Annotated in this window: 2 protein-coding genes; both read right to left on the reverse strand. The window is 64.5% G+C overall.

Translation table 11 applies throughout. The features are described 5' to 3' along the window. Positions 1-245: GTP-binding protein (locus MMB74_RS27305; RefSeq protein ID WP_277431710.1), on the reverse strand; the 245-nt coding region annotated here is incomplete at its 3' end. Positions 246-289: 44 nt separating this feature from the next. Then, positions 290-760 (reverse strand): sulfate adenylyltransferase subunit CysD (gene cysD, locus MMB74_RS27310; RefSeq protein WP_277431711.1); only part of this gene is annotated, 471 nt, incomplete at its 5' end.

Genomic DNA, 760 nt, shown 5'->3' on the forward strand with positions numbered 1-760 from the left:
GCCACGTCGATCGTGATGCCTTGCTCGCGCTCGGCCTCCAGGCCGTCGGTGAGCAGCGACAAGTCGATCTCGTCGCCCACCGTGCGCTTGTTCTTCGCGCGCGAGAGCGCCGAAAGCTGGTCGGAGAGCACCGCGCGGCTGTCGTACAGCAGGCGGCCGATCAACGTGCTCTTGCCGTCGTCGACGCTGCCCGCCGTGATGAAACGCAGCACGCCCAGGTCTGCCGGTTGATGAGGAGTACTCATGATCTCAATTCCGTTGCTTTGATTGCTTAAGGGGTGCTTAGCGTTTAAAAGTAGCCTTGCTTCTTGCGCTGTTCCATGGCCGCTTCCGAGGCCTGATCGTCCATGCGCGTCGCGCCGCGCTCGGTGATGTCGGTCACGGCCGTCTCGGCGATGATCTTCTCCACCGTGTCGGCATCGCTTTCGACCGGGCAGGTGCAGCTGATGTCGCCCACCGTGCGAAACCGCACGAGCGCCGTCTCGCTCGACTCGCCCTCGCGCATCGGCGTGAGCGGCGTCACCGGCACGAGCAAGCCGTTGCGGCGCACGATCTCGCGCTCGTGCGCGTAGTAGATCGAGGGCAGTTCGAGCCCCTCGCGCGCGATGTATTGCCAGATGTCCAGCTCGGTCCAGTTCGAGATCGGGAACACGCGCAGGTGCTCGCCCTTGTGCAGGCGCGCGTTGTAGATGCTCCACAACTCGGGCCGCTGCGCTTTGGGGTCCCACTGGCCGAACTCGTCGCGAAACGAGAAGATGCG

The organism is Trinickia sp. Y13, from assembly GCF_029522115.1.
Lineage (GTDB): Bacteria > Pseudomonadota > Gammaproteobacteria > Burkholderiales > Burkholderiaceae > Trinickia.